Annotated in this window: 23 protein-coding genes and 1 tRNA gene; 18 read left to right on the top strand and 6 right to left on the bottom strand. The window is 32.9% G+C overall.

Annotation, left to right across the window (positions count from 1 at the left end; translation table 11 throughout):
• Positions 1 to 4 precede the first annotated feature (4 nt).
• From HGK31_RS12505 to HGK31_RS12480, 6 genes are all read left to right on the top strand, one after another.
• Positions 5 to 1,081 carry an ABC transporter permease gene (locus HGK31_RS12505; protein WP_191860403.1) on the top strand — a complete coding sequence of 359 codons (1,077 nt, stop codon included), beginning with the start codon at positions 5 to 7 and terminating at the stop codon, positions 1,079 to 1,081.
• A gap of 16 nt (positions 1,082 to 1,097) precedes the next feature.
• Complete coding sequence (locus tag HGK31_RS12500; RefSeq protein ID WP_191860401.1) at positions 1,098 to 1,589, top strand: TlpA family protein disulfide reductase; 492 nt, start codon at positions 1,098 to 1,100, stop codon at positions 1,587 to 1,589.
• Complete coding sequence (gene tpiA, locus HGK31_RS12495) at positions 1,586 to 2,335, top strand: triose-phosphate isomerase (RefSeq protein ID WP_191860399.1); 750 nt, start codon at positions 1,586 to 1,588, stop codon at positions 2,333 to 2,335. Before HGK31_RS12500 ends, tpiA begins: the two co-directional genes overlap by 4 nt.
• A 12-nt stretch (positions 2,336 to 2,347) precedes the next feature.
• Positions 2,348 to 3,184 (top strand): 50S ribosomal protein L11 methyltransferase, encoded by an 837-nt coding sequence (prmA, locus tag HGK31_RS12490; RefSeq protein WP_191860397.1) that lies wholly within the window; start codon positions 2,348 to 2,350, stop codon positions 3,182 to 3,184.
• A 13-nt stretch (positions 3,185 to 3,197) separates the two neighbouring features.
• Positions 3,198 to 3,473, top strand: a complete 276-nt coding sequence (locus tag HGK31_RS12485) for an ATP-dependent Clp protease adaptor ClpS (protein ID WP_104736182.1) — start codon at positions 3,198 to 3,200, stop codon at positions 3,471 to 3,473.
• A 74-nt stretch (positions 3,474 to 3,547) separates the two neighbouring features.
• Positions 3,548 to 3,621 (top strand) — tRNA-Arg (locus tag HGK31_RS12480).
• 44 nt (positions 3,622 to 3,665) lie between these two features.
• Here HGK31_RS12480 and HGK31_RS12475 read toward each other — a convergent pair.
• A complete protein-coding gene (locus tag HGK31_RS12475; RefSeq protein WP_104736184.1) occupies positions 3,666 to 3,818 on the bottom strand; it encodes an SsrA-binding protein in 153 nt (50 codons plus the stop codon).
• A 127-nt stretch (positions 3,819 to 3,945) separates the two neighbouring features.
• On the opposite strand from HGK31_RS12475, the gene HGK31_RS12470 reads away from it, so the two are divergent.
• Positions 3,946 to 5,898, top strand: a complete 1,953-nt coding sequence (locus HGK31_RS12470; protein ID WP_191860395.1) for an endonuclease — start codon at positions 3,946 to 3,948, stop codon at positions 5,896 to 5,898.
• Between the two features lie 60 nt (positions 5,899 to 5,958).
• Here the strand turns inward: HGK31_RS12470 and HGK31_RS12465 are convergent, their stop codons facing one another.
• Both HGK31_RS12465 and HGK31_RS12460 read right to left on the bottom strand, forming a co-directional pair.
• Entirely contained in the window at positions 5,959 to 8,289 is a 2,331-nt protein-coding gene (locus HGK31_RS12465; protein WP_191860393.1) for a M56 family metallopeptidase, read from the bottom strand.
• A gap of 3 nt (positions 8,290 to 8,292) precedes the next feature.
• Positions 8,293 to 8,652, bottom strand: a complete 360-nt coding sequence (locus tag HGK31_RS12460) for a BlaI/MecI/CopY family transcriptional regulator (RefSeq protein ID WP_191860391.1) — start codon at positions 8,650 to 8,652, stop codon at positions 8,293 to 8,295.
• A 164-nt stretch (positions 8,653 to 8,816) separates the two neighbouring features.
• Between HGK31_RS12460 and HGK31_RS12455 the strand changes: the two genes are divergently transcribed.
• From HGK31_RS12455 to HGK31_RS12425, 7 genes are all read left to right on the top strand, one after another.
• Positions 8,817 to 9,770, top strand: coding sequence for a calcium/sodium antiporter (locus HGK31_RS12455; RefSeq protein ID WP_191860389.1), 954 nt, complete (start codon positions 8,817 to 8,819; stop codon positions 9,768 to 9,770).
• 127 nt (positions 9,771 to 9,897) lie between these two features.
• Positions 9,898 to 12,084, top strand: a complete 2,187-nt coding sequence (locus HGK31_RS12450; RefSeq protein WP_104736189.1) for a glutamine synthetase III family protein — start codon at positions 9,898 to 9,900, stop codon at positions 12,082 to 12,084.
• Positions 12,085 to 12,255: 171 nt separating this feature from the next.
• Positions 12,256 to 12,393, top strand: a complete 138-nt coding sequence (locus HGK31_RS12445) for a hypothetical protein (protein WP_191860383.1) — start codon at positions 12,256 to 12,258, stop codon at positions 12,391 to 12,393.
• A 195-nt stretch (positions 12,394 to 12,588) separates the two neighbouring features.
• On the top strand, positions 12,589 to 13,233 hold the full coding sequence (locus HGK31_RS12440; protein WP_223115343.1) for a Curli production assembly/transport component CsgG: 645 nt from the start codon (positions 12,589 to 12,591) through the stop codon (positions 13,231 to 13,233).
• 37 nt (positions 13,234 to 13,270) lie between these two features.
• Positions 13,271 to 14,449: an AIR synthase related protein gene (locus HGK31_RS12435; RefSeq protein WP_191860381.1), complete on the top strand. Its 1,179-nt coding sequence runs from the start codon at positions 13,271 to 13,273 to the stop codon at positions 14,447 to 14,449.
• A 29-nt stretch (positions 14,450 to 14,478) separates the two neighbouring features.
• Positions 14,479 to 15,447: a DUF3078 domain-containing protein gene (locus HGK31_RS12430; protein ID WP_191860379.1), complete on the top strand. Its 969-nt coding sequence runs from the start codon at positions 14,479 to 14,481 to the stop codon at positions 15,445 to 15,447.
• A 174-nt stretch (positions 15,448 to 15,621) separates the two neighbouring features.
• Positions 15,622 to 18,180, top strand: coding sequence for an adenosylcobalamin-dependent ribonucleoside-diphosphate reductase (locus HGK31_RS12425; protein WP_191860377.1), 2,559 nt, complete (start codon positions 15,622 to 15,624; stop codon positions 18,178 to 18,180).
• A gap of 48 nt (positions 18,181 to 18,228) precedes the next feature.
• Here HGK31_RS12425 and HGK31_RS12420 read toward each other — a convergent pair whose 3' ends face one another.
• Complete coding sequence (locus tag HGK31_RS12420; RefSeq protein ID WP_191860368.1) at positions 18,229 to 18,891, bottom strand: ATP-binding cassette domain-containing protein; 663 nt, start codon at positions 18,889 to 18,891, stop codon at positions 18,229 to 18,231.
• Between the two features lie 410 nt (positions 18,892 to 19,301).
• On the opposite strand from HGK31_RS12420, the gene prfA reads away from it, so the two are divergent.
• The 3 genes from prfA to HGK31_RS12405 are packed head-to-tail and all read left to right on the top strand — an operon-like array spanning position 19,302 to position 22,068.
• Positions 19,302 to 20,378, top strand: a complete 1,077-nt coding sequence (prfA, locus tag HGK31_RS12415; protein WP_104736195.1) for a peptide chain release factor 1 — start codon at positions 19,302 to 19,304, stop codon at positions 20,376 to 20,378.
• Between the two features lie 33 nt (positions 20,379 to 20,411).
• Positions 20,412 to 21,230: an orotidine-5'-phosphate decarboxylase gene (gene pyrF, locus HGK31_RS12410; RefSeq protein WP_191860366.1), complete on the top strand. Its 819-nt coding sequence runs from the start codon at positions 20,412 to 20,414 to the stop codon at positions 21,228 to 21,230.
• A gap of 46 nt (positions 21,231 to 21,276) precedes the next feature.
• On the top strand, positions 21,277 to 22,068 hold the full coding sequence (locus HGK31_RS12405) for an ABC transporter substrate-binding protein (RefSeq protein WP_191860364.1): 792 nt from the start codon (positions 21,277 to 21,279) through the stop codon (positions 22,066 to 22,068).
• Here the strand turns inward: HGK31_RS12405 and HGK31_RS12400 are convergent.
• The gene (locus HGK31_RS12400; RefSeq protein ID WP_191860362.1) at positions 22,037 to 22,240 is read right to left on the bottom strand and encodes a Lacal_2735 family protein; all 204 of its coding nucleotides are present in this window, start codon (positions 22,238 to 22,240) and stop codon (positions 22,037 to 22,039) included. The two genes, HGK31_RS12405 and HGK31_RS12400, sit on opposite strands and share 32 nt — an antisense overlap.
• Before the next feature lie 74 nt (positions 22,241 to 22,314).
• A complete protein-coding gene (locus tag HGK31_RS12395; protein ID WP_191860360.1) occupies positions 22,315 to 22,512 on the bottom strand; it encodes a Lacal_2735 family protein in 198 nt (65 codons plus the stop codon).
• Between the two features lie 262 nt (positions 22,513 to 22,774).
• Between HGK31_RS12395 and HGK31_RS12390 the strand changes: the two genes are divergently transcribed.
• A complete protein-coding gene (locus HGK31_RS12390; protein WP_191860358.1) occupies positions 22,775 to 23,275 on the top strand; it encodes a hypothetical protein in 501 nt (166 codons plus the stop codon).
• Positions 23,276 to 23,297 lie beyond the last annotated feature (22 nt).

The following is a 23,297-nucleotide window of genomic DNA, read 5'->3' as shown; positions in this document are numbered from 1 at the left end:
ATATTTGATAAGCTATTTTCTAAATAAACTATTTTATGCTTTACTCACATTACTTGGAGTAATCACAGTTATTTTTCTGTTATTTAATGTCTTGCCTGGTGATCCTGCTAAAATGATGTTGGGTCAAAATCAATCTGCTGAACAGGTTGAAGCTGTGCGTAAAAAGTATGGCTTTGATAAGCCAAAACTGACGCAGTACTTTTATTATTTAAATGATTTATCACCATTATCATTTCATAACACAAATCCTGAATCTTATACGCATTTAACGAATGATAAATATACTTTTTCAAAACTATTTACTGTTGGTAAAACCACTACAGCTATAAAGTATCCGTATTTAAGAGAGTCATTTACAAAACAAGGTAAAAAAGTTTCTGAAGTCATTGGCGAAACGCTTCCTAATACGTTTGTTTTGGCAGTTTCAGCCATTGTTATTGCAATCATTTTAGGATTAGTTTTTGGTGTTATTTCAGCCATTTATAAAGACACGTGGTTGGATAAATTTATTCAAATTATTAGTACAGTTGGTATGAGTGTTCCGTCCTTTTTTAGTGCTATTTTGTTTGCATGGTTATTTGGTTTTGTATTACATAAATACACCAATCTTGAAATGACAGGAAGCCTGTATGAACTTGATGACTTTGGTGAATCTGTGCACATAAAATGGAAAAATTTAATACTTCCTGCCATTGTTTTAGGAATTAGACCCTTGGCGGTAGTTATTCAACTTATGCGCAACTCCTTATTGGAAGTCATGAGTCAAGATTATATTCGCACAGCAAGGGCAAAAGGATTGAACGAATATCAAATTATTAAAAACCATGCTGTTAAAAACGCTATGAATCCTGTTGTGACGGCAATATCCGGTTGGTTTGCTTCCATGCTTGCAGGAGCCGTTTTTGTTGAATATATCTTTGGGTGGAATGGCTTGGGTAAGGAAATTGTGAATGCGCTTAATATGATGGATTTACCTGTAATTATGGGTTCAGTTTTAGTAATAGCTATCATTTTTATAATTATCAATATTTTTGTTGATGTTATTTACACATGGCTCGATCCAAAAGTGAAATTGGATTAGAATATAAATTATGGTTATGATAAAAAAATTAGCTTGTATAGCTATCACATTTTTGATATTAAGTTGTCAAGCTCAAGAAACACCTACAGGTTTTACAGAAGAAGCTCTCAATGACACTTTTGTTAATTTGAATGGTGAAAGTATCGCATTCAAAGAGATGTTGTCATCTTATGAAGGACAAATGGTTTTTGTTGATGTTTGGGCATCTTGGTGTCGTGATTGTATTGAAGGATTACCTCAATTAAAAACAATTCAAAAGGAACATCAAGATGTGGTATTTCTTTTCTTATCTTTAGATAAGGACATCAAAAGATGGAAAAAGGGTATTAAAAAACATCAGATAATTGGGGAACACTATTTCATGCAGTCTGGATGGAAAGGTGATTTTGGTGAATTTTTAGATTTGGATTGGATTCCGAGATATATGGTGATTGACAAAGAGGGAAAAATAAAATTATTTAAATCGGTAAAATTAACTGATGATAATATTAAAAAAGCATTACAATGAGAAAAAAGATAGTAGCTGGTAACTGGAAAATGAATAATGGATTAATTCAAACAGAAACCTTAATATCAGAATTAAAGCAACAAACTAAAACATCAGATGCCGAAGTGATGATTGCACCTGCATTTACGAACTTATGGCACGCTTTTGAGGCTACAAGACAATATCCAATAGAAGTAGTTGCTCAAAACATGCACTATGCTGAAAATGGTGCATATACTGGCGAAATAAACGCTGGAATGTTAAAAAGTATTGGCATTCAAACAGTTATTTTAGGACATAGTGAGCGTCGTGCTTATTATAATGAAACAGATGAAGCTTTAGCAAAGAAAGTTGATACAGCATTAAACCATGATATGTCCGTAATTTTTTGCTTTGGCGAAGAGTTGGCCGATAGAAAGGCTGGAAATCACGAAGTGATTGTACAAGAACAAATAGAAAAAGCCTTATTTCATTTAGATGCTTCAGCATTTGAGAATATTGTTTTGGCGTATGAACCCGTTTGGGCAATTGGTACGGGTGAAACAGCTAGTCCTCAACAAGCACAAGATATGCATGCTTTTATTAGAAAAGTATTGGCCAACAAATATGGACAGGACACAGCAAATTCAGTATCCATATTATATGGTGGTAGTGTAAAACCAAATAACGCTAAAGAGATTTTTTCGAAACCAGATGTTGATGGTGGTCTCATTGGTGGAGCGTCATTAAACGCCGAAGATTTTTTTGCGATAGTTAATGCATTTTAGTTGATTTAAGATATGTCTAATACCATATATATTGGTTACGATTTTAAAGTTACGCCATTACAGCCTGGCGTTGAGATTTTAATTGCCGAATTAGGTTATACCGGTTTTGAAAGTTTTGTGGAAACTGAAATGGGTGTTACCGCATACATTCAAAAAGGTGAATGGCATGAGTCTATTTTAGATAATATTCAAATATTGAATTCCAATGAGTTTAAAATTTCTTACGAGTTTAAAGAGATTGAACAAGTTAATTGGAATGCTGAGTGGGAGCGCAGTTTCAAACCAATAGTAGTTAATGATTTGGTGACTGTTCGTGCACCTTTTCATGAAAAAACTAAAACAAAATATGATATTATCATTGAACCAAAAATGAGTTTTGGAACAGGACATCATGAAACTACCCATATGATGATTGAACATATTTTGAAAACAGATTTCAATAATAAGTCTGTTTTAGATATGGGTTGTGGCACAGGTGTTTTGGCTATTTTGGCCGAAATGAAAGGTGCTGCAAACGTTGATGCAATAGATATTGATAATTGGTGCTATATAAATAGCTTGGAAAATGTAGAGCGAAATAACTGTGAGCTTGTTCACGTATATGAAGGAGATGCTAGTTTGCTGAATGACAAACACTATGATGTGATTATTGCCAACATCAACCGTAATATTTTGCTTAATGATTTAAGCGCCTATGTTAATTGTTTGAATGATAATGCTATTATGTTTTTAAGCGGATTTTATAAAGATGATATTTCAATAATTGAAGAAACATGTAATAAATTAGGCTTATCTCACGTTGAAACTATTGAAAAAAACCATTGGGTTGCCTTAAAATTCATAAATTAGTTGAAAAATTGCCATGAGTACGCATGAAAAAACTTTGGAAGACGTCTCTTTGAAGGAAGACGTTTTAAAACAGAATGAAATTGTTTTGTATAATGATGATGTTAATACCTTTGATCATGTTATTGAAACATTAATCTATGCCTGTGACCACACACCTGAACAAGCCGAGCAGTGCTCAATTATTGTGCATTACAAAGGAAAATGCACCGTGAAAACGGGAATTTATAAAGATTTAAAGCCACGCTGCTCCATGTTATTAGAAGCAGGCTTGAGTGCAGAGATTGTTTAGTAATATTCGCTTTATATTTCTTGTAATATATTTTCAATTATCAATTTTTACACTATATTTGCACCCACAAAAAAGGCCACGTGGCGCAACTGAATAGCGCACTTGATTACGGCTCAAGAGGTTGCAGGTTTGAATCCTGCCGTGGTCACTAGAAAAAAGACTTTCAAAATCTTGAAAGTCTTTTTTTATTTATCAATCTAAAGCATTTTTGGTAACATATAATTTCCACCCAAAAATAGCCATCTGTAATTTAGTGGCTTTGCTTAAATCCAAACGTTGTTTAGTATAACTTGGTAATACGACCTTGTTTACTTTTGCTAAAAATTTAAAGAATTGTTTTTTCATATTACGGATTGTAATGCAAATATATAAGCATTTTAATTCTGGACTGAATGTTAAAAATAATGATTTATTAAACTGTAAAACAAATTATTGGCAAGCAGATGATTACATTTGTTAAAATTCTCCTATAATGAAACATACTTTTTATGCTGCTATGATGCTTTTTATTGTGCAGCAATCAATCGCTCAAATTGTTATTAATGAACTAGATTGTGATACACCAGGAATAGATGACAAAGAGTTTGTTGAACTAAAATCAGATACACCAAACCTTTCATTAGATGGCTATGTAGTGGTGTTTTTTAATGGTTCTGATTCGGGTGCAGATTCAAGTTACATGACTATTGATTTAGATGGTTATCAAACGGACCCTAATGGTTTGTTGTTGATTGGAAGTGATGCTGTTGAGCCATTTCCACAACTATTAATTAGCGCGAATGTGATTCAAAATGGGGCAGATGCTGTAGCAGTATATCTTGGTAGTGATTTTGATTTTCCAGAAGGTACTTTGGCAACGCAAACTAACCTTATTGATGCCTTGGTATATGACACTTCCGATGCTGATGACACAGAATTGATGGCGTTATTGGGTGTATCTGAACAAATTAATGAAGGCTCGGGAAACAATACCAATTCCATTCAGCGAAATAATGACGGTACTTACACTGTTGCTGCACCAACACCAAGAGCTTTAAATGATGGTAGTGGAGAGGCTTTTAATGCTATTACTATATCAACTTCTCAAACGCAATACAATGAAGATGAAATAATTACTTTGATATTTACAGCACAGGAAAATGTTACAGCAGATTTAGAATTTAGTTTTTCATTAGATAATTCTGGATTTAATTCTTCAGATTATGCAGGGCCAACAACTTTAACCATTCCTGAAGGAGATATTATAGTTTCAATTCCACTTGCTTTAATTGATGATGATTTAGACGAAGGAGACGAAGAACCACTTGTGAGATTTACAGATTTGCAGTGGCCGTATATTCCTAATAATAATTTTTTAAAGTTACGTGTTGTTGATAACGATTTTACGATGGCCGATTTTGGGACACCTATAAATCCTACCTATGGTGTGGTGTCCTCTACACAACCAAATGGCTATTATGATAGTTTGGATGGATTGGCTGATGACAATTTAAAACAAGCATTACAAGATATCATAGCAGATCCAGCAACTGTAAGAGCTCAAACCTATAATGACTGTATTGATATTTTAAAAGAAGCCGATCAAAATCCAGAAAACAGTAATCAAGTTTGGTTGGTATATTTAGAAGAAGGTCGTGCTAAATTAGATTTTCAAACAACATCTGTAAACACAGGAAAATGGAATAGAGAGCATACGTTTCCGCGTTCAAGAGCTGGATATTTTAGTATTGAAGAAGATGAAATTGCTGATGGTATTGATGTGTATTGGGAAACCAAAGCCGATTCATTGAGACATGGAAATTCTGATGCACACGCCTTACGAGCTGTTGATGGGCCCGAAAACAGTAGTCGTGGTAATCAGTTTTATGGTGAGTATAATGGCCCAACCGGAACACTCGGTGGATTTAAAGGTGATGTAGCAAGAAGCGTATTCTATTTGGCTGTACGTTATAATGGTTTAGAAATTGTTAACGGATTTCCTGATGGTATAGTTGGCCAGTTTGGAGATTTAGCTACGTTATTAGATTGGCATAGAAACGATCCGCCTGACGATTTTGAAATGAATAGAAATAATGTTGTTTATAACTGGCAATTTAATAGAAACCCTTTTATTGATCAGCCTGAATTGGTTGAGTATATTTGGGGAAATATGATAGGTGAAACTTGGGATCAACCTTTAAGTGTTGATGAAAGCCAGTTGAGAGAGATAGTAATTTATCCGAATCCAGCAACTGATAGGATTTATATTAAAGGATTGGAACAACAAGCTGAAATATCGGTCATATCATTGGATGGTAAAATATTACAATCTGAAAAAGTTGAGCCAAATACTTCAAATATTAATTTGAATCTGCAGAGTGGTTTATATCTTTTTAAAGTTCAATTTGAGGATAGGTCAATAGTTAGAAAGCTAATAATAAAATAATAAAAAAAACAAATCCCAAGATTACTTGGGATTTGTTTTTTATGCTATTATCTATTATGATTATTCTTTCGTAGAAATTATTATAGCACCATCTTTTGCTTTGTTTCCATATTTTTTAGTAGCGCTTTCGCCTTTTAGTACGTTCACACTTTTAATTGTTTCAGAGTCTAATGCTTCCATTTCTTTTTGGGTAATTTCCTTTCCGTTGAGCAGAATGTAAGGTTTTTCTTCTTCATCAGTTGAAATAAAGAATGAATTTCCTTTTTTCTTACTCTTGAATTCGTATTTAGCCTTTGCATTGTCGTCATTTACCCATGTCAAATGATTAGAACTAATAACACCGTCTTTAGATTTTAAAACATAAACATTTTTGTCACTTTTTAGTTCGATTATCTCATCTTCGCCATCTTCATTAGTTATAGTCACTACACGTTTGCCGTTATTGGTGTTACTGTTTTTTATAACATATGAATTAGTACCTCTTACAATGACTTCTTCATTTTCATGGTTCTTGTGGTCACCATTATGAAACTCATATTCAACTTCATGGTCGCAATCGTTTTTGCAATCATGATCATGATTTTCGGTAGAAATTACATATGCGTTATTACGACTTCTAAACCTTGCTCTTTTATCGCCTTTATCCTTAATGTTATAGGCATAAACATGAGACTTATGCATATTGCCACTACCTATTGATATGTTTTTACCATCCTTATCAAATGAAATTTGTATAGGGTTAATTGGTCCATCATCATTTAGATTAAAATTTGCTTTTGAATGCTCTGAACTTACTTCAATTTTTATTGCAATTATTTCACCATTGCTATTGCGTTTTACACCTCGTATTTTAGTTTTTAAACCTTCCTTTTCTAATTGTGCTTTTGCTAAATTTAAATCAGCTTCACTAAAGTCTTTGGTGATTAGTATATCGCCACGTTTTGAAAGAGTAACCTTTTCAGTGTTATTAAAAGTAGTCTTGCCATTAAAAATAATGGCACCTTCTTTTCCAGCTTTGCCAAATCGTTTTTCGCCTTCCTTTTTGCTTAGTTGTTCAATGCTACCGTTTGTAGATAATTTTTTACTAGGAAGATCTTCTTTTTTATATTGTTTGTTGCCGATTACATATAACGGATTCTCACCAATAACATCTTCTTTTTTAGATGATTTTTTTGGCTCTAATTTTGCAATAGTTTTTTCATTACCAAACCTTATTTGTTGTTTACTCACATTAGTTTGAAAGTCGTCTTGTAAAACATGCATTGCAATGTCATCTGATTTTGGAGAGTATGCTAGTTTAAAAGATGGAATACCGATGTTTTTTTCGGAAACTGTCATGCGCTTCGTGTAATCTGTTCCATCTTTATATTTAGTGTTTAAAGTGATGGATTGAATTAAGTTATCAGAATTACGGACTATTTCAGCGAACTGTACCTGTACAGGTTTATTCTTAAAGTAATTTTTAATAATCTCTAATTCGCTATTGCTACTAGTAGGGGTTATAATAAATTCTTTTTCTAAAATTGTGTTGGATTCAGTGTTTTTTGGAATATAAATTTCTTTAGTGTTAAAGCTCATTAAAAAGAGCGCTAACGCTGGAATTATTAAGGCATACTTCCAGGCTTTCTGTTTTTTTGATTTTGATTTGTGTAACATAATTATTCGTTTTTTGATTAATGAATTATAAAAATTATTAGTAAGAGCTAATTGCTGATGAGGCACACTAGCTTTTAAAAGTAGTTTTTGATAACTTTCTTTACAGTCTGAAATTGTTTGAGCTTTTTGATCGGCAATGAATTCTAAATTTTGTTGCAATTCTTTTTTATACAACCACACTAGTGGGTTGAACCAGAATATGGTACAACAAACGTGTGCCAATAAAATATCAATAGTGTGAAATTCTTTTGCGTGAACCTTTTCGTGATTGATAATGAGATTTAACTCTTGCTTTTTAAATTGTTTTGGATTGTAAACTATCCAATTGAAAAATGAAAAGGGGGCAATTTTATCAAATATCTCTATTAATGAAAAGCGTCCCATCTTGATTTTAGGGTTATTATTTATTAAACGTCGCAAAGACAGCAGTTCAATAATAAGTTTACATGAAAAGAAAATTAAACCAACAATATAAACGGAGCTCATTAGCTTTGCCCAATCAAAAGGTTCAGGAGCACTAGTTGTGGCCTCGTCAAAGTAAACAGATGAACTATTAACTATTGGAGTGTATTCAATATATACAGGGATAACTAGTGTTGGCAATAAAGCAGCGGTTACTAATCCAATGAATAAGTACCATCGATTGGAACCAAAGAACGTTTCTCTTTGTAGGAACAAACGGTAGCTTAAATAAAATAGGGCAATTATGGCTGATGATTTTAGTAAGTAATCCATGTCTTATTTATTTTTTTCAATCAATGCAATAATTTCCTTAAGGTCATCAACGCTTATTTTTTCTTCTTTTGCAAAAAATGAAACCACATTTTTATATGAATTGTTGAAGTAGTTTTCAATGGCTGTATTCATATATTTTTCCTTGTAAGATTCTTTGCTTATAATGGGATAGTATTGATGTGTTTTGCCGTAGGCGTTATAACTCACATAGCCTTTTTCTTCTAGATTCCTTATAATAGTGGAAAGCGTATTATAGTGTGGCTTGTCAGTTTCTATTTCTGCCAAAACATCCTTTACAAAAGCTTTCTCTAGCTTCCATAAAATATGCATGATTTCTTCTTCTTTATTTGTTAGTTTTTGCATTGAAAAGTAATTTTTATTTCCACAAAAGCGGAAGTCTAGTTATTTCTAATATCAAACATATAACTATTTTTATAGTTATACAACTATATATATAGTTTTTTAACGAAATTTTTAGTTTTAATTATAAAATAAATGGAAATAGTATCTTCGCAAAAAATAGTTTTATGAGTATAATTTGGGTTTTGCTCGGTTTGATTCTGCTTGTTGTTGGTGGTGAGTTTTTAGTGCGATCATCAGTAGCTTTATCTTTTAAGTTTAGTATTTCAAAGTTAGTAATTGGTATGACCGTTGTGTCATTTGCGACTTCTGTTCCAGAACTTTTGGTAAGCTTACAAGCTGCCCTAGATGGGTCTCCTGATATTTCTTTAGGCAATGTAATAGGTTCCAATATTGCCAACATAGGTTTAGTGCTTGGTATTACCGCATTTATTTCGCCTTTAGCTATCAGTAGAGATTTCTTTAAGTTTAATTGGCCCATGATGATGCTTTTGTCAGTAGCATTATACTTTATTTTAGATAGTGGTTTGGTTATCAGTTTTGGAGAGGGTGTTGCTTTAGTATTGTCTCTTGTGATTTTCTTATACGTTATAATTCGTAAATCTGAAAAGGAGGAGGTTGAAATACCTGAAGAAATTGATGATGCATTACAGACAACATCTAACTTTAAAATAATTGTCTGGTTGATTATTGGTGGTTTAGCATTGTATTTTGGGAGTGAGTGGTTGGTAGATGGCGCTAAAGAAATGGCGGTTGCGTTAGGTGTTAGTGAACGTGTTATTTCTGTTACAATGGTTGCCATTGGTACCAGTGTTCCAGAATTGGCTGCTTCAGTTATTGCAGCGCTCAAAAAGGAAAAGGCCATTTCGCTGGGTAATTTGATAGGTTCTAACATTTTTAATATTGCTTCTGTTCTGGGTTTAACCGCAATTATTCATCCCATCGAGGTGAAAAATGAAAATATACTTAGTCAAGATATTTTTTGGATGTTAGGTTTCGCAGCTATTTTATTACCCTTGGCATTTCTGCCAAAACGATTTTCATTAGGTCGTTGGAAGGGTATGTTAATCTTATCGGCTTATATAATATTTGTTTATTTAGCATTTTTTGGTGAAAACTAGGGGTCTGTTGGTTTAAATTAATCATTTATTAAATTTGAACCCTAAAAAAAATAGGGTATATTGTGTAGTTGTTATTAAATTTAATTACTTTTGCCCTTTAATTAATAATAATTACAATCCTTATTTTATGTCAACCTTAAGATTTCATGCTATCAAAGAATCGCTTACTAGAAAACCGATTCACATTGAGGAAAAAGAACGTCGTTCGGCCATTTTTGGCTTAAATGTGTTTAACGAGGACACCATGCGTCAATTTTTAACCAAAGAAGCTTTTCTAAGTGTCATGGATGCTATTCAAAATGGTTCTAAAATTGATCGAGTGGTTGCTGACCATATTTCGACAGGAATGAAAGAATGGGCTATTTCCAAAGGAGCTACGCACTATACACACTGGTTTCAACCACTAACTGGCGCTACAGCTGAAAAGCATGATGCGTTCTTTGAACCGATTGGAAATGGGCGTGCTATAGAAAAATTTGGAGGTGGACAATTAGTACAACAAGAGCCTGATGCATCTAGTTTTCCAAATGGAGGAATTAGAAATACCTTTGAGGCACGTGGATATACAGCTTGGGATCCTACGTCGCCAGCTTTTATATATGGTACAACCTTGTGTATTCCAACTGTGTTTGTGGCTTATACAGGTGAGGCTTTAGATTACAAAACGCCACTATTAAGAGCGTTACAGGCGGTTGATGGTGCTGCTGTTGACGTGTGTAAGTATTTTGACAAAAACGTTAAGAAAGTAAATGCTTCTTTGGGTTGGGAGCAAGAGTATTTTTTAATTGATAGTTCTCTGGTAGCATCAAGACCAGATATAGTTTTAACAGGTCGTACGCTTTTAGGTCATTCTCCTGCCAAAGGACAACAATTAGATGATCATTATTTTGGAACCATCCCAAATAGAGCCATGCAGTATATGCGTGATCTTGAAACTGAATGCATGCTTTTGGGAATTCCAGTAAAAACAAGACACAATGAAGTAGCTCCGAACCAATTTGAGTTAGCTCCAGTTTATGATGAAGCTAATTTAGCAGTTGACCATAATTCACTATTAATGGATGTTATGGATAAGGTAGCAGAAAGACATGATTTTAAAGTATTATTTCATGAGAAGCCTTTTGCAGGAGTAAACGGTTCGGGTAAACATAATAACTGGAGTTTAAGTACAGATACTGGAGTTAATTTATTAGGTCCAGGAAAGACGCCAATGAGTAATTTACAATTCTTAACTTTTTTCATTAATACCATAAAAGCGGTTAATGATAATGAAGAATTGTTACGTGCTGCAATTGCTTCAGCGAGTAATGACCATCGTTTAGGCGCAAATGAAGCACCACCAGCAATTATATCAGTTTTTATTGGTGAGCAATTAACAAATGTACTTAATGAATTGCAGAATGTAACTAACGGCAAACTTTCACCAGAAGAAAAAACTGATTTGAAGTTAAATGTAGTTGGTAAAATTCCTGAAATTTTATTGGATAATACAGATAGAAATAGAACATCTCCTTTTGCCTTTACAGGAAATAAATTTGAATTTAGAGCTGTTGGTTCTAAAGCAAATTGTGCCAATGCGATGACTGTTTTAAACACTATTATGGCGAAACAATTAATAGAGTTTAAATCTGAAGTAGATGCGCTTATTGATAAAAAAGATTTAAAGAAAGATGAAGCTGTTTTTAATGTGTTAAGAGAGTATATCAAGAAATCTAAAAACATTCTTTTTGAAGGAAATGGTTATGGCGAAGAATGGGAAAAGGAAGCTAAAAAACGTGGATTAAGTAATAACAAAACCACGCCAGAAGCACTCAAGGCAAAAGTTTCTGATAAAACGTTAAAAATGTTTGAAGAACTTGGTGTCATGAATAGGGTGGAAGCTGAAGCGCGTTATGAAATTGAAATGGAAGAATATGTGTTGCGAATCCAAATTGAAGGACGTGTTTTAGGTGATATTGCGAGAAACCATGTCGTTCCAACAGCTGTTCGTTACCAAAATATTCTTATCAAAAATGTAAAAGGTCTTAAGGAGATTTATGGAGCTAGTTTTAAGAAGTTTGCCAAGGAACAACTTGTGCTAATAGAAGAGATTTCTGAACATATTGCGTCAATAAACTCTAATGTGACAAAAATGACTAATGAGCGTAAAAAGGCTAATAACATGACTGATATTGATAAAAAAGCAGATGCTTACTGTTTTAAGGTAAAGCCGCTTTTTGATGAAATTAGATATCATTGTGATAAATTAGAGTTGTTGGTTGATGATGAACTTTGGCCATTAACGAAGTATAGAGAGTTGCTTTTTACTAAGTAATTAAAGTTATTCTTATTTAGAGCCCTGTTTATCAGGGCTTTTTTTTTATAAAGTTGTCAGATGCAATTCGTCTGATAATTTAAGTATATCAACGAATAATCATGTTACTCAATATTATCACGTCAAATAATTAGTATTTTTGTTATGCTATTAATCATTATTTAAATTAACATGAAAAGGCTCATTATAAGTGTGCTTATGCTTATGGCAGCAACCTTCATCTTTTCTCAAGCCAATGAATCTCGTGATGATGATACTTCATCACAAGAAGTTGTAAAAAACGAAATGAATGATTCTGCTATTGGGTAAAAGCAAACTTTAAAAACGTAATTTAATTTTCCCTTTATATTAATCACGGTAGTTTACCGTGATTTTTTATTCCTAATTTACTCATTTGATTTTTAAGTATATAAATGGTTTTGCTATATTGCAAGTGCTATTCTTAATCTATTGATTAATAAATATATGAAAAGTTTGTCTTGCAAATATTTTCTGAAAAAATTCATGTTGCTTTATACGTGTCTTTTTTTTGGAGCTGTTAGCTATGCTCAAGAAAATGAAACTAATAAAATTATAGAGATTCCAAAAACTGATTTTTATGATTACAGAGGAACGAATACAATTGATATTGGTATTGGAACTTCGGTAATTAATGGTGATTATATGGATCCGCTGTTTGAAATTTACACGCATTTTGGTTACAAACGCTATATTATTCCATATGTAAATGTTAACATTGGGTATCATAAATTTAATTTAGCCTACAAAGATTTGTTTAATGAAGGTTTTATGTCTTTTGATTTAAATCTAGAAGTGTTGCCTTTTCCGCATGAGCGAGTTTCACCATTTGCATATGCTGGTGGAGGAATCAATGCTGCTAATTATTTTACCCAAGTAGATACTAAAGTACAGGGAGGTCTTGGTGTCGAGTACATTGCATATGAAGGCGTTGGTCTTAAATTGTACGCTGATTACAATATGGTTTTTAGTGACGAAGTGGATGGAAAAGTGTTTGGAAATGCTGATGATGTTTATTGGCGAATTGCCTTTGGTATTAATTTTTATTTTGGAGGAAAAAAGAAGAAAGCCAAAATACTTAAAAATATTCCTACGGTCATTAAATCGAACCCAATTCCCGACAATAAATAGATTACAATTCTTATTTTTGCAGTTCAACTAAACTTCCATGAGCCAAGAAATAAGTAAGCGATATGCACAAAGAGGTGTTTCGGCATCTAAAGAAGATGTGCACAACGCTATTAAAAACATTGACAAAGGACTTTTTCCTAAAGCGTTTTGTAAAATTGTTCCTGATTATTTAACAAATGATGACGACTATTGTTTAATTATGCATGCAGATGGTGCAGGTACAAAATCATCATTGGCTTATATGTATTGGAAAGAAACGGGTGATCTGTCGGTTTGGAAAGGTATAGCTCAAGATGCTTTAATTATGAATATTGATGATCTGCTATGTGTGGGTGCAACTGATAATATCATGCTATCATCAACTATAGGTAGAAATAAAAACCTCATACCAGGTGAAGTCATTTCAGCAATAATAAATGGTACAGAAGAGCTCATTAACGATCTTAATAAGTTTGGAGTGACAATTCATTCAACTGGCGGAGAAACGGCTGATGTTGGTGATCTGGTAAGAACTATCATAGTTGACTCAACGGTTACAGCAAGAATGAAAAGAGCTGATATTATTGATAATGTAAATATAAAAGAAGGTGATGTTATAGTTGGGTTGGAATCATTTGGTCAGGCAACTTACGAAAAGGAGTATAATGGTGGTATGGGTAGTAATGGATTGACTTCTGCAAGACATGATGTGTTTCATAAATATTTAGCAGAAAAATATCCAGAAAGTTTTGATGCTTCAGTTCCTAGTGATTTGGTATACTCTGGAAGTATGAAACTAACAGATGAAGTTGAAAACTCACCAATTGATGCTGGAAGGTTGGTTCTCTCGCCAACTAGAACCTATGCGCCAATTATTAAGTCAGTATTACAAAAATATAAAAGTGACCAGGTTCACGGAATGATTCATTGTAGTGGTGGTGCTCAAACAAAAATCCTTCATTTTGTTGATAATTTACATATCATAAAAGATAATTTATTCTCTATTCCACCACTTTTTAAATTAATTCAGGAGCAATCCAAAACCGATTGGAAAGAAATGTATCAAGTATTTAATTGTGGTCACCGCATGGAATTATATGTTTCACCAAAAATTGCAGATGATATTGTTAGCATCTCAAAATCATTTAATGTCAATGCACGAGTTATTGGTCGCGTTGAGAAATCTGCAAAAAAGAAACTGACAATAAAAAGTGAATTTGGTGAGTTTACTTATTAGTTTTTAAATTTCCAAAATTGATTATTAGTATGAATAGATTGTTAGCTCTATCTGTTTTTTTATTTACCAAATTTATTATTGCGCAACCAAGTTTGCTGTTCTTTAAGCAAGAACCTCAAATAAATGAACCTATTTGGACACAGAAAAATAAGGCAGGTGTTGATATTAACGAAGTGGCTTTTGTTAACTGGAATTCTGGTGGAACCAATTCAATTTCAGCTTTATTTACGTTAAGTAGTATAGTGAAATACGAGTATCGCCATTTTATTTGGGATAACAGTTTTTTGGCTCGTTATGGTATAAATGGTCAGCAAGATCAAGAATTACGAAAAACAGATGACCTTTTTGAAATTAGATCAAATTTAGGCTTTAGAAGAAATAAGACCTCTAATTGGTATTATTCGGCTCGATTTAGTTTTAAGTCGCAATTTTCCAATGGCTATAATTATCCAAATACATCAAGCCCTATTTCGAGATTTATGGCTCCTGGGTATCTGTTTTTAGGTGGTGGAGTTGAATATGGTAAAAATATTGAGAAATTGTCAACCTATTTTTCGCCTTTAACATTAAAGAATACATTTGTTTTAGATGAGGAGTTGTCAAATGCAGGTTCTTTTGGGGTTACACCAGCAGAATTTGATAGTGATGGTAATTTAATTAAAGATGGAGAGCGTGTAAGGACTGAATTGGGAATTCTTTTTACCAGTGCTTATGAGGCAATGTTATTTGAAAATATTTCCATTAAAAATTTTGTGAGTTTTTATACGGATTATATCAATGATTTTGGAAATATAGACGTTGATTGGGAAGTGGTATTTGATTTTAAGGTAAATAGCTATGTAAAAGCTACGTTAGGGTCGCATTTAAGATATGATAACGATGTAAAGCTTTTAGTTGAAGTCGAAGATCCAATGGAAGATGAACCTGAATTTATGGAAGAAGGTGCTAGTATTCAATGGAAGCAAATGCTCGGTGTTGGTGTGGTTGTTGATTTTTAAAAAATTTAAAAATTTGTTAACTTTTTTTTGTTGATAAATTTTAATAGACTAAAAATCAAGCTTTTGTATTAAAAATCTGTAAACTTTATGATTATTATCATGTTTTAAGTTTAATTTTTTTGCTTTATTTACAACTTGTAAAAAGCTATTAAAAAATAAAACTTAAACCCTCACATGCCAACACAAATTAAACCTAAAGTTACAGAAAAAACGTTTACTCAAGAAGAGGCTTTAAAAGCGTCTATTGACTATTTTAATGGAGATGATTTAGCGGCTCAAGTTTGGATAAATAAATATGCTCTAAAGGATTCGCATGGCAATTTATATGAGTTAACACCAAACGATATGCATCGTCGTATTTCAAAAGAAATTGCTCGAATTGAATCACGTTATCCCAATCCATTATCAGAAGATGAGGTATTTAATCTCATAAGGAATTTTAAATACATCGTGCCACAAGGGAGTCCTATGGCAGGAATAGGTAATCCATATCAAACAGCATCACTTTCAAACTGTTTTGTTATTGGTAATGATGGTAATTCTGATTCTTATGGAGGCATTATGAAAATTGACCAAGAGCAAGTACAGCTTATGAAGCGTCGTGGTGGAGTTGGGCATGACTTATCGCATATCAGGCCAAAAGGTTCTCCAGTAAAAAATTCAGCTTTAACATCTACTGGCATTGTACCGTTTATGGAGCGTTATTCTAACTCAACGCGCGAAGTCGCACAAGATGGTCGTCGTGGTGCATTAATGTTATCGGTTTCAATTAATCATCCTGATTCAGAAGATTTTATAGATGCCAAATTGGAACAAGGAAAAGTAACTGGAGCAAACGTTTCAGTTAGAATTGATGATGCTTTTATGCGTGCTGTGAAAGAGAATACTAACTACACGCAGAAGTATCCAATTTTCAGCAATTCACCTAAATTTTCTAAAACTATAGATGCCAATGGTATTTGGAAGAAAATTGTACATAATGCATGGAAATCTGCTGAACCCGGAATCTTGTTTTGGGATACTATTATTAATGAATCGGTTCCAGATTGTTATGCCGATTTAGGCTATAAAACGGTGTCAACAAATCCGTGTGGTGAAATTCCGCTTTGTCCATATGACTCGTGCCGCTTACTAGCAATCAATTTATTTTCTTATGTAGAAAAACCTTTCACAAAAGAGGCTACTTTCAATTTTGAATTGTTTAAGCAGCATGTGGTTTATGCGCAACGCATAATGGATGATATCATTGATTTAGAATTGGAGAAAATAGACGGAATTTTAGAAAAAATTGATGCTGATCCAGAGCAGAATGATATTAAAGCTACCGAGCTAAACTTATGGTTAAATATTAAAAAGAAAGCTGAAGAAGGTCGTCGTACGGGAATTGGTATAACTGCCGAAGGCGATATGTTGGCTGCCTTAGGAATACAATATGGTAGTCAGGCAGGTAACGATTTTTCAGTTGAAGTTCATAAAACATTAGGAATTGAAGCATATAGAGCTTCTGTTCAAACTGCTAAAGAACGTGGTGCCTTTTCCATTTTCGATTCGGATAGAGAAAAAAACAATCCATTTATTCAACGTCTGAAAGCTGAAGATGAAAAGTTATATTATAACATGCTCGAATATGGTCGTCGTAACATAGCCTTATTGACCATTGCACCCACAGGGACAACAAGCTTAATGACGCAAACATCTTCAGGTATTGAGCCAGTATTTTTACCAGTTTATAAACGCAGACGAAAAGTTAATCCTAATGACAAGAATGTTAGGGTAGATTTCGTAGATGAAGTAGGTGATTCATGGGAAGAATATGTGGTTTTTCACCATAAATTCAAGCAATGGATGGAAGTCAATGACATAGATACTTCAAAAAACTATTCTCAAGATGAACTAGATGTTATCGTTAAACAATCGCCTTATTACAAAGCGACTTCAAATGATGTGGATTGGTTGAGTAAAGTGACCATGCAGGGAGCTGTTCAGAAATGGGTAGATCATTCAATAAGTGTGACTATCAATTTGCCAAACGATGTTAGTGAGGAATTGGTTGGAGAATTATACTTAAAGGCTTGGGAAGTAGGTTGTAAAGGTGTTACGGTTTATCGCGATGGTTCCCGTTCAGGTGTGTTAATCTCAAATGATGAGAAAAAAGAAGATGAACAAACCGATACCTTAACTAATTTCCCTGTAAAAAGACCAGAGATTTTAGAAGCTGATGTTGTGCGTTTTCAGAATAAAAAGGAAAAATGGATTGCTTTTATAGGATTGATTGATGGGAAACCTTATGAAATATTTACTGGTTTAGCAGATGATGAAGACGGCATTTTAATTCCGCGTTGGGTAGAAAATGGCCTCATCATTAAAAATCGAAATACCGATGGAACGTCGCGTTATGATTTTCAGTACCAAAATAAACGAGGTTATAAAACGACTATTGAAGGCTTGTCACATAAATTTAATCCAGAATTCTGGAATTATGCTAAATTAATATCAAGTACTATGCGTCATGGAATGCCTATTGATAATATTGTGGAATTAATCAATAGCCTTCAGTTGGATAGTGAGTCTATAAACACTTGGAAAAATGGTGTAGGTAGAGCACTAAAACGTTACGTAGCTGATGGAACGAAAGCAAAGGGACAAACGTGTACTAATTGTCAATCTGAAAATTTAATCTATCAAGAAGGTTGCTTAACCTGTAAGGACTGTGGTTCTTCTAAATGTGGTTAGGATCATTAAAATCTGTAATATAAAAGGAAGCTATTTGGCTTCCTTTTTTTAATTGCTAATATTTTGTGTAAGGTATTTGTAATCTTTTAATTCACTTAAATCATTTATAAGCTTACTGCAGCCATTTGTTATTAGGTAAATAGTATCAGAAACATCAATAACTTCGGTATATCTATGGTCAGTAAGAAGTATGATTTTATCTCGCTTTTCTTGATTAATGAGTGTTTTTATAGTTTCAATATATAATGGAGCAACACCATTAAAAGGTTCATCAAGTAAGACAATTTCACCTGCTTTTTTAAGGATTAAATAGATTTCAATCACCCGACGTTCACCACCTGACAATCTATTAAAACGCTTGTTATTAAAAATCTTGAACTGTGGAAATTCATCAGTAAAATCAGACCAATCAACTTTAAACAATTTAAAAACGGTTCTTATTTTGGTTTGGTCAGGAATAAAATGATGTTGAGGTAAAAAAGAAACTTTTCTAGTAAGATATAAGGATTTTAAAACGGGTTCTTTGTTTAGTCGTATGAGCTTATATTTTGGCTTTAAAGAACCAAATATGATATGGAGTAAACAACTTTTTCCACTACCGTTACTGCCTAAAATAGCTGTGACTTTTCCGGTTTCAGCTTTTAAATAAATACCGTTTAAAATACGTTTATCGGAAAAATTTAATTCAACATTGTCTATTTCTAGAATCATATAAACTCTTTAACTAATAACAAAAAGCAAGATGTTATAAAGATATCAATTAAAAAAATAGAACTAAATAATTTAAAAGATGATATACCTAGATTGTTATAAAAAATTAATTTTCTTTTAGAGCGTGTTTCGTTTATTATATACCACAATAAAATCGTTAGAAGAAATTTTGAAATCAATATAGGAGGCATGTTTGGGCTAACAATTAACAGAAAAATGTTAATCCCAATAGACCATAAAAAGTATGGTTTATAAAACAGCAGTATAGCCCCAAAGCGTTGCATGATAAAATAAAAACGTAAATCCAGAAGTATTATTTTTATATCTACCAAGAATAAATTTTTTGATTTGAACAAAAAACTTTCAATTCATAAATTATCGTATTTTTGCGACACAATTTAAATTGGTAAATGTTAGAAAAACTTCAAATTATAAAGCAACGTTTTGATGAGGTAAGCGATTTAATTATCCAGCCTGATATTATTTCAGACCAAAAACGTTATGTGGAATTAAATAAAGAGTATAAGGATTTACGCGTTCTTATGGACAAGCGTGAAGCTTATATTGAATTGACTAATAATTTAAAAGAAGCTGAAGAAATTATTGCAGATGGTAGCGACGACGAAATGGTTGAAATGGCCAAAATGCAATATGATGAAGCTAAAGAAGGAATTCCTAAATTAGAAGATGAAATCCGTTTTCTATTGATACCAAAAGATCCAGAGGATTCTAAAAATGCCGTGGTAGAATTGCGTGCTGGTACAGGTGGAGATGAAGCCAGTATTTTTGCTGGTGATTTGTTCAGAATGTACTCAAAATACTGTGAAAGCAAAGGATGGAAAGTTGATACTGTTGATTTTAGTGAAGGTACTAATGGCGGATTTAAAGAAATACAGTTTGAAGTTTCAGGAGATGACGTTTATGGAACCTTGAAATTTGAAGCAGGTGTGCATCGTGTACAACGTGTCCCACAAACCGAAACACAAGGGCGTGTACACACTAGTGCTGCAACCTGTATGGTGTTTCCAGAGGCTGAAGAATTTGATGTAGAAATTGATCCTAAAGATGTCCGTATAGATTACTTCTGTTCTTCTGGTCCAGGCGGTCAGTCGGTAAACACAACCTACTCGGCTGTACGTTTAACGCATGAACCTACAGGCTTAGTGGCGCAATGTCAAGACCAGAAATCACAGCATAAAAACAAGGAAAAAGCTTTTAAGGTTTTACGATCGCGTTTATACGATTTAGAATTAGCTAAAAAGCAAGAAGAAGACGCGGCCAAGCGTGGGACTATGGTTACAAGTGGCGATAGAAGTGCTAAAATTAGAACCTATAACTATCCACAAGGTCGTGTAACAGACCATCGTATTGGATTAACACTTTATGATCTTCAGAATATTATTAATGGTGATATTCAAAAAATAATTGATGAATTAATGCTAGCTGAAAACACTGAAAAGTTAAAAGCTAGTGACGAACATATTTAATATTAAGCCTCAACTTGAGGCTTTTTTTATAACATGACTACACAACAACTAACCGAACAAATTAAAAAAAAGAAATCCTTTTTATGTATTGGATTGGATGTCGATTTATTTAAAATTCCAGAACATCTTTTAAACGAAGAGGATCCTATTTTTGCTTTTAATAAAGCCATTATCGATGCTACCCATCATTTATGTGTGGCATACAAACCCAACACAGCTTTTTATGAAGCGTATGGCATAAAAGGTTGGCAGGCATTAGAAAAAACAATAAATTATTTGAACGATAAACATCCGGAAATTTTTACAATTGCTGATGCTAAAAGAGGAGACATAGGAAACACCAGTAGTATGTATGCAAAAGCGTTTTATGAAGATTTAGCCTTTGATAGTGTTACAGTTGCACCATATATGGGTAAAGATTCTGTTGAACCGTTTTTAACATTTAAAAATAAACATACCATTATGTTAGCCTTAACATCTAATCAAGGCGCTTTTGATTTTCAGACGCAAACTGTTAATGGTGTAGAATTGTATAAACAAGTTTTAGAAACTTCAAAAACGTGGAAAAACGCTGAAAACTTAATGTATGTTGTTGGTGCTACAAAGGCAGAATATTTGGCAGATATTAGAAGAATAATCCCAGAAAGTTTTTTGTTAGTTCCTGGTGTAGGAGCCCAAGGTGGAAATTTGCAGGACGTTTGTAAGTACGGAATGACGAATAATATTGGTTTATTGATTAATTCTTCCAGAGGAATAATTTATGCTTCTAATCAAGAGGATTTTGCGAAAGCTGCTGCCTTAAAAGCTTCAGAATTACAACAACAAATGAAAGATATTTTAGAAGTAAACTAAAAAGCTTTTGTCATTCAGAGAATTGAAAAAAGGAAGAATCTCAAAAATGAAATTCACTGATCAATTAAATAGAACGATTCAAATCCATGAACCACCAACACGAATCATATCGTTGGTGCCAAGTTTAACAGAACTTGTTTGCGATCTAGGTTTAAAATCATCTTTAGTAGGTGTAACTAAATTCTGTGTTCATCCAAAAAATATTAGAAATACAGCTGCAGTTGTTGGTGGTACTAAGCACGTTCATTTTGATAAGATTCATAAGTTGAATCCCGAAATCATTTTATGTAATAAGGAAGAAAACACTCAAGAAATAATACAGGAGCTGGAGCAAATGGCTCCTGTTCATATAAGTGACATTAACACTATTGAAGATTGTTTAGAAATAATTTCAATGTATGGTGAAATTTTTCAAGTTAATCAAAAGGCTGAAAGTATATGTTGTAATATTCGAAAAGAACAATCTCAATTTGAATCATTTGTAAGCAATCAGCCTAAACATTCAGTTGTTTATTTTATTTGGAAAGACCCTTGGATGGCAGTTGGAAAAAATACTTTTATAGATTATATGCTGAATCTGAATGGTTTTACGAATCATTTTGAAAACCAATCACGCTATCCTGAAATTGATTTGAATATAATATATCCTGAAGTTGATTTAGTGTTACTTTCAAGCGAACCGTATCCCTTTCAAAAAGAGCATTTCAAATTCTTACAACCGCAATTTCCCAATGCTAAAATCCGATTAGTTGATGGCGAAATGTTTTCCTGGTATGGAAGCCGCTTAATAAAAGCTTTTAAATATTTTAAAACACTACATCGCGATATTTTGATTTAATGAAAGCCTGCTTGATCTTAAAAGCTTTATAGTATAATATATCACTTAACCCAGCATCAGTCATGCTCATATTATATGCCTGCTCAATGAGTAGTTGGTATTGCTTTTTCAGTTTAAGTAGGTTGTCTGAAATAGGACTTGATTTACCTATTTTACAAAATTGTGGACTCATATAGTATGTTTTATAAGATATACGAATCGTGCTTTAATAGCAGATGTGAACTAAAGTTAAAGTTTTGATAATTTCTAAAGTGAAGGAGTTATGTTGTCTCTATGTAAATAATTCAAACGATTTAATTCGTCAAGTAATTGAATTGCTTGGTATTCCGAAATATCACTTTGAGCCGAATCAGTTTGTCTTAAATTATAGGCTTTTTCAATAAGCTGCTTATAGCGTTTTTGAAGTCTTTTACGATGCTTTTTTATTTCGGTTAGATTTTTCATGTAGCCCCATAGAGAATATTAAATATATTTAAAATATTGTAATTCAGCAAACTAAAATTCAAAAAAGTTTATAAAAAAACCGACCTTGAAGAAAGATCGATTTTTTTTAACTAACTAACTCTTACTTGACCAAATTATGTGGAAGTAAATTCTTTATGCGAATACTTCAAAGATGAGACTTTTTTACACAACTAATGTTATGTTAATATTAGCGTATTATTAAGATTCATTTAATAAATTTATTAACTCAACATAAAATATTATGAAAGCAACTCTACTATTTTTACTTTTTACTTTTTCTACAATGCTTAATGCTCAAACGAATTCATGTGCGTGTTGTACCGAAAAACATGCTGATTTTGATTTTTGGGTAGGTGAGTGGCAAGTTACTAATCCTGATGGCTCTAAAGCAGGAACCAATACTATTACCAAAAGTCAGAATAATTGTTTACTACAAGAAAACTGGAAGAGTGCTAATGGTAAAGTTACAGGAACGAGTAATAATTTCTACAATTATAAAACCAAACAATGGGAACAAATTTGGGTTGATAATATGGGAGGTTCATTGCATTTAAAAGGTGAACGAAAAGGTAATCAAATGATTATGCAAACCGATGATGAAAAAAACAAAAATGGTGAAACTTTTTACCATCGTGTAACGTGGACTCTCAATGATGACGGTTCTGTTCATCAATACTGGGAAACCATTACTAATGGTAAAGATGTAACCGTTGCCTTTGATGGATTGTATGTTAAGAAGTGATTTTGCTAACTAACCACTAACC

The organism is Hanstruepera ponticola (assembly GCF_012931685.1).
GTDB lineage: Bacteria > Bacteroidota > Bacteroidia > Flavobacteriales > Flavobacteriaceae > Hanstruepera > Hanstruepera ponticola.
The sequence above is the reverse complement of the archived record's forward strand: the minus strand, read 5'-3'. Positions and strand labels throughout refer to the sequence as shown.

Coding starts and splice junctions, on each gene's coding strand:
- HGK31_RS12500 (WP_191860401.1), top strand. CDS start 1,098: ATGATAAAAAAATTAGCTTGTATAGCTATCACATTTTTGATATTAAGT.
- tpiA (WP_191860399.1), top strand. CDS start 1,586: ATGAGAAAAAAGATAGTAGCTGGTAACTGGAAAATGAATAATGGATTA.
- prmA (WP_191860397.1), top strand. CDS start 2,348: ATGTCTAATACCATATATATTGGTTACGATTTTAAAGTTACGCCATTA.
- HGK31_RS12485 (WP_104736182.1), top strand. CDS start 3,198: ATGAGTACGCATGAAAAAACTTTGGAAGACGTCTCTTTGAAGGAAGAC.
- HGK31_RS12475 (WP_104736184.1), bottom strand. CDS start 3,818: ATGAAAAAACAATTCTTTAAATTTTTAGCAAAAGTAAACAAGGTCGTA.
- HGK31_RS12470 (WP_191860395.1), top strand. CDS start 3,946: ATGAAACATACTTTTTATGCTGCTATGATGCTTTTTATTGTGCAGCAA.
- HGK31_RS12465 (WP_191860393.1), bottom strand. CDS start 8,289: ATGGATTACTTACTAAAATCATCAGCCATAATTGCCCTATTTTATTTA.
- HGK31_RS12460 (WP_191860391.1), bottom strand. CDS start 8,652: ATGCAAAAACTAACAAATAAAGAAGAAGAAATCATGCATATTTTATGG.
- HGK31_RS12455 (WP_191860389.1), top strand. CDS start 8,817: ATGAGTATAATTTGGGTTTTGCTCGGTTTGATTCTGCTTGTTGTTGGT.
- HGK31_RS12450 (WP_104736189.1), top strand. CDS start 9,898: ATGTCAACCTTAAGATTTCATGCTATCAAAGAATCGCTTACTAGAAAA.
- HGK31_RS12445 (WP_191860383.1), top strand. CDS start 12,256: ATGAAAAGGCTCATTATAAGTGTGCTTATGCTTATGGCAGCAACCTTC.
- HGK31_RS12440 (WP_223115343.1), top strand. CDS start 12,589: ATGTTGCTTTATACGTGTCTTTTTTTTGGAGCTGTTAGCTATGCTCAA.
- HGK31_RS12435 (WP_191860381.1), top strand. CDS start 13,271: ATGAGCCAAGAAATAAGTAAGCGATATGCACAAAGAGGTGTTTCGGCA.
- HGK31_RS12430 (WP_191860379.1), top strand. CDS start 14,479: ATGAATAGATTGTTAGCTCTATCTGTTTTTTTATTTACCAAATTTATT.
- HGK31_RS12425 (WP_191860377.1), top strand. CDS start 15,622: ATGCCAACACAAATTAAACCTAAAGTTACAGAAAAAACGTTTACTCAA.
- HGK31_RS12420 (WP_191860368.1), bottom strand. CDS start 18,891: ATGATTCTAGAAATAGACAATGTTGAATTAAATTTTTCCGATAAACGT.
- prfA (WP_104736195.1), top strand. CDS start 19,302: ATGTTAGAAAAACTTCAAATTATAAAGCAACGTTTTGATGAGGTAAGC.
- pyrF (WP_191860366.1), top strand. CDS start 20,412: ATGACTACACAACAACTAACCGAACAAATTAAAAAAAAGAAATCCTTT.
- HGK31_RS12405 (WP_191860364.1), top strand. CDS start 21,277: ATGAAATTCACTGATCAATTAAATAGAACGATTCAAATCCATGAACCA.
- HGK31_RS12400 (WP_191860362.1), bottom strand. CDS start 22,240: ATGAGTCCACAATTTTGTAAAATAGGTAAATCAAGTCCTATTTCAGAC.
- HGK31_RS12395 (WP_191860360.1), bottom strand. CDS start 22,512: ATGAAAAATCTAACCGAAATAAAAAAGCATCGTAAAAGACTTCAAAAA.
- HGK31_RS12390 (WP_191860358.1), top strand. CDS start 22,775: ATGAAAGCAACTCTACTATTTTTACTTTTTACTTTTTCTACAATGCTT.